At 59.1% G+C, this 3,854-nt stretch carries 2 protein-coding genes and 2 pseudogenes; all 4 read right to left on the reverse strand.

What is annotated here, in order from left to right; all coding sequences use genetic code 11:
* Positions 1 to 71: 71 nt before the first annotated feature.
* The 4 genes and pseudogenes from IQK56_RS27700 to IQK56_RS27715 all read right to left on the reverse strand — a co-directional run bounded on the left by IQK56_RS27700 (position 72) and on the right by IQK56_RS27715 (position 3,797).
* Positions 72 to 559 (reverse strand): annotated as a pseudogene (locus tag IQK56_RS27700) (RDD family protein).
* A gap of 94 nt (positions 560 to 653) precedes the next feature.
* Positions 654 to 866: a cold-shock protein gene (locus IQK56_RS27705; protein ID WP_014339904.1), complete on the reverse strand. Its 213-nt coding sequence runs from the start codon at positions 864 to 866 to the stop codon at positions 654 to 656.
* Positions 867 to 1,258: 392 nt separating this feature from the next.
* Positions 1,259 to 2,383 (reverse strand): glycine cleavage system aminomethyltransferase GcvT, encoded by a 1,125-nt coding sequence (gene gcvT / locus IQK56_RS27710; protein WP_193863943.1) that lies wholly within the window; start codon positions 2,381 to 2,383, stop codon positions 1,259 to 1,261.
* Between the two features lie 38 nt (positions 2,384 to 2,421).
* Positions 2,422 to 3,797 (reverse strand): annotated as a pseudogene (locus IQK56_RS27715) (L-serine ammonia-lyase).
* Positions 3,798 to 3,854: the final 57 nt, after the last annotated feature.

Genomic DNA, 3,854 nt, shown 5'->3' on the forward strand with positions numbered 1-3,854 from the left:
TCACAGGTGCATTGACTGAACCACTGCCATCGGGGGGCAGCCTCACATTTGGATCTTCAGTGTTCCTGGGGTTACTTTTTCTGCTTCGGAATCCGCACCAGCTGCGTGTCCGAATAAATGTCATGCCAGCTGCGTTTGCGCTTATCAAACACCGACCAGATAAACCCCAGCCCCACGCACAACCACGACGCAATCGATACCACAAAGCGCAACAGCGCCTGCCACAGGCTGATGCGCGAGCCGTCGGCGTTCTGTACACGCACGCCCCATACCTGCATGCCCAGGGTCTGCCCGGAATGGGTCCAGAACTTGGCGAAGAAGCCGAACAGCACAAAGAACAGAATCGTCGACAACAGCGGGTCCCCATCCAGGCGCCGGACTCGGTGAGGGTACGCATCCGGGCTTCGCCCAGGAACGCCATCCACACCAGCTTGTAGATAAACGCCGTGACGATCAGCAGGGCGGTGCACAACAGGAAGTCATAGAACATCGCTGCCAGGCGACGGCCCAGGCCAACGGCGGGGAATTCGCCTTGGGGGCTCAGCAGGGGTTTGGACATGGCAGGACTCTCTGAGGAAAAAACGCATTTTACGGAATCGCGCCCATAAAAAAGCCCCTGATGTCATGTCAGGGGCTTTTTGTCGCAGGAAGGATCAACCTTCTGCTTGAACTTCGTCAGCCTGCATGCCTTTTTGGCCCTGCACTGCAACGAACGTTACTTTCTGGCCTTCTTTAAGGCTCTTGAAACCGTTGCCCTGAATAGCGCGGAAATGCACGAACAGATCCGGACCGCTTTCTGGAGTGATAAAACCAAACCCTTTTTCGTCGTTAAACCACTTGACGGTACCGCTCTGACGATCAGCCATTTTCTTATTTCCTTGACGCTAAAAATTAATGACAGCCCCTTTCACATGAAAGAGTACTGGGCTGGGTTGCAGGAAAGTAAGAGACGTCGAACGGGTTGTAGCACAACTACTTCAGCTACTGCCCAGGTCCAGGTTCCAAGCGACCCATGCAAACACAGTGGGCAAACTCTACGCCAACTAACAGCGAAAAGACAAGCCCCGAAAAACCCCAGGTTTTACTCGGCCTCATGACACTTCGATGAATAATGTGGAACGGACTTATTCGATAGATTTGTTCACTTGTTATAGGTGTTTGCCTCTAACAATGTCTATCGTGAATGCACTGTTTTATGGCGGTTGCGTTACAGATTAGTGCACGTTAACGCAACCGCGTTACTTATAGGAACAGTCAATCAACCACGGTAGTAACGCTGTGGCACGAATGGCATTTTACTTACACGAAGTGGCACCTTTTTCCCACGCACCAACGCGGAGACTTCGGTATCCAGTGCGATAAACGCGCTGTCCAGGTAACCCATGGCCAACGGACCGCCGAGGCTTGGGCCAAAGCCGCCGCTGCAGACGCTACCGATCACAGTGCCATGCGCGTCGACAATCTCGGCGCCTTCGCGTACCGGGGTGCGCTCCTGGGGTAACAGGCCGACACGCTTGCGGCTCACGCCGGCCTGCTGCTGGGTGAAGATCTGGTCGGCGCCCGGGAAGCCGCCGGCACGCGGGCCGTCGGCGCGACGGGCCTTGGAGATTGCCCACAGCAGGCTGGCTTCAATCGGCGTGGTCTCGGTGTTCATGTCATGGCCGTAAAGGCACAGCCCGGCTTCCAGGCGCAGGGAGTCGCGGGCGCCCAGGCCGATGGCCTGCACTTCGCTTTCGGCCAACAGGCTGCGTGCCAGGCTTTCGGCATTGGCGGCAGGCACGGAGATTTCAAAGCCGTCTTCACCGGTATAACCGGAGCGGCTGACGTAGCAGTCCACGCCCAGCAGGCGCAGGGAGGCGAACTGCATAAAGGTCATCCTGGTCACTTCCGGCGCCAGGCGCGCCAGCACCTTCACTGCCGCCGGGCCTTGCAGGGCGAGCAGGGCGCGTTCTTCGAACAGCGGCTCGATGGTGCACTGATCGCCAATATGTTTGCGCAGGTGCGCCAGGTCCTGGTCCTTGCAGGCAGCGTTGACCACTAGGAACAGTTCGTCATTGCCCAGGTTGGCGACCATCAAGTCGTCGAGGATGCCACCTTGCTCGTTGGTGAACATCGCGTAGCGCTGCATGCCCACCGGCAGGTCAATGATGTCGACCGGCACCAGGGTTTCCAGGGCCTTGGCAGCATTGGCGCCGGTCAGGCGGATCTGGCCCATGTGGGACACGTCAAATAACCCGGCCTGTTCACGGGTGTGCAGGTGTTCCTTCATTACGCCCAACGGGTATTGCACCGGCATGTCATAGCCGGCGAAGGGCACCATACGCGCCCCCAATTCGATGTGCAGGGCGTGCAATGGGGTTTTCAACAGGGTTTCGGTGGACATATTCAGCTCCTGAAAAACGTGCTGCCGCGCCTTGGGCGTCAGCACTCGATAATGTTGACCGCCAAACCGCCACGGGCGGTTTCCTTGTATTTGCTTTTCATATCGGCGCCGGTCTGGCGCATGGTGCGGATGACCTTATCGAGCGAGACGAAATGTTGCCCGTCGCCGCGCAAGGCCATGCGCACAGCATTGATGGCTTTCACCGAGCCCATGGCATTGCGCTCGATGCACGGCACCTGCACCAATCCGCCAATCGGGTCGCAGGTCAGGCCGAGGTTGTGTTCCATGCCGATCTCGCAGCGTTTTCCACTTGGGACACGCTGCCGCCCAACACTTCGCACAAAGCGCCTGCGGCCATGGAGCACGCTACGCCGACTTCGCCCTGGCAACCGACTTCAGCCCCGGAGATCGACGCATTTTCCTTGTACAAAATCCCGATGGCGGCGGCGGTGAGCAGGAAGCGCACCACGCCGTCTTCGTTCGCGCCCGGGATAAAGCGCATGTAGTAATGCAGCACCGCCGGAATGATCCCGGCCGCACCGTTGGTGGGCGCCGTGACCACGCGCCCGCCATTGGCGTTTTCTTCGTTGACCGCCAGCGCGTACAGGTTGACCCAATCGAGCACTGACAAAGGATCGCGCAGCGCCGATTCCGGATGCTTGCACAGTTGGCGATGCAGCGCGGCAGCGCGGCGTTTTACCTTCAAACCGCCGGGCAGGATCCCTTCATTGCGACAACCTGCGTCGACGCAGTCCTGCATCACCTGCCAGATCTTCAGCAAGCCGGCGCGGGTTTCGGCTTCCGGGCGCCAGGCACTTTCATTGGTCAGCATCACCTGGCTGATGGACAGGCCGTAGGTGGCGCAATGGCCGAGCAAGTCCTTGGCGTGCTTGAAAGGGAAGGTCAGCGGCGTGGCATCCTCGACAATCCGGTCGGCGCCGGCGGCGTCTTCATCCACCACAAAACCGCCGCCCACCGAGTAGTACTCGCGGCTGCGGATCTGGATGTTGGCGGCGTCGAAGGCACGGAAAATCATGCCGTTGGGGTGGTAGGCGAGGGGTTTGCGAATCATCGCCAGGTGTTCTTTCTCGTTGAACGCAATGCTGTGTTCGCCGAGCAGGTTCAGGCGGCCGTCCTTGCGCATCTGCGCCAGGCGGGCGGCCACGGTTTCCGTGTTTACGGTGTCCGGGTGTTCGCCTTCGAGGCCCAGCAGCACGGCTTTGTCGCTGCCGTGGCCTTTGCCGGTGGCGCCGAGGGAACCATAAAGTTCCACCTTGATGCTGCAGGTGGTGGTCAGCAGGTTGTCGCGCTTGAGGCCTTCGACGAATCGGGCGGCGGCGCGCATCGGGCCGACGGTGTGGGAACTGGAGGGGCCGATGCCAATCTTGAACAGGTCGAACACGCTTAAAGACATGAGTTGTTCTCCGGTTTCTTATTATTGATCGGATGTACTCGGTTTAAGTGTGGGAGG

The sequence above is a fragment of the Pseudomonas cyclaminis genome, from assembly GCF_015163715.1.
GTDB lineage: Bacteria > Pseudomonadota > Gammaproteobacteria > Pseudomonadales > Pseudomonadaceae > Aquipseudomonas > Aquipseudomonas cyclaminis.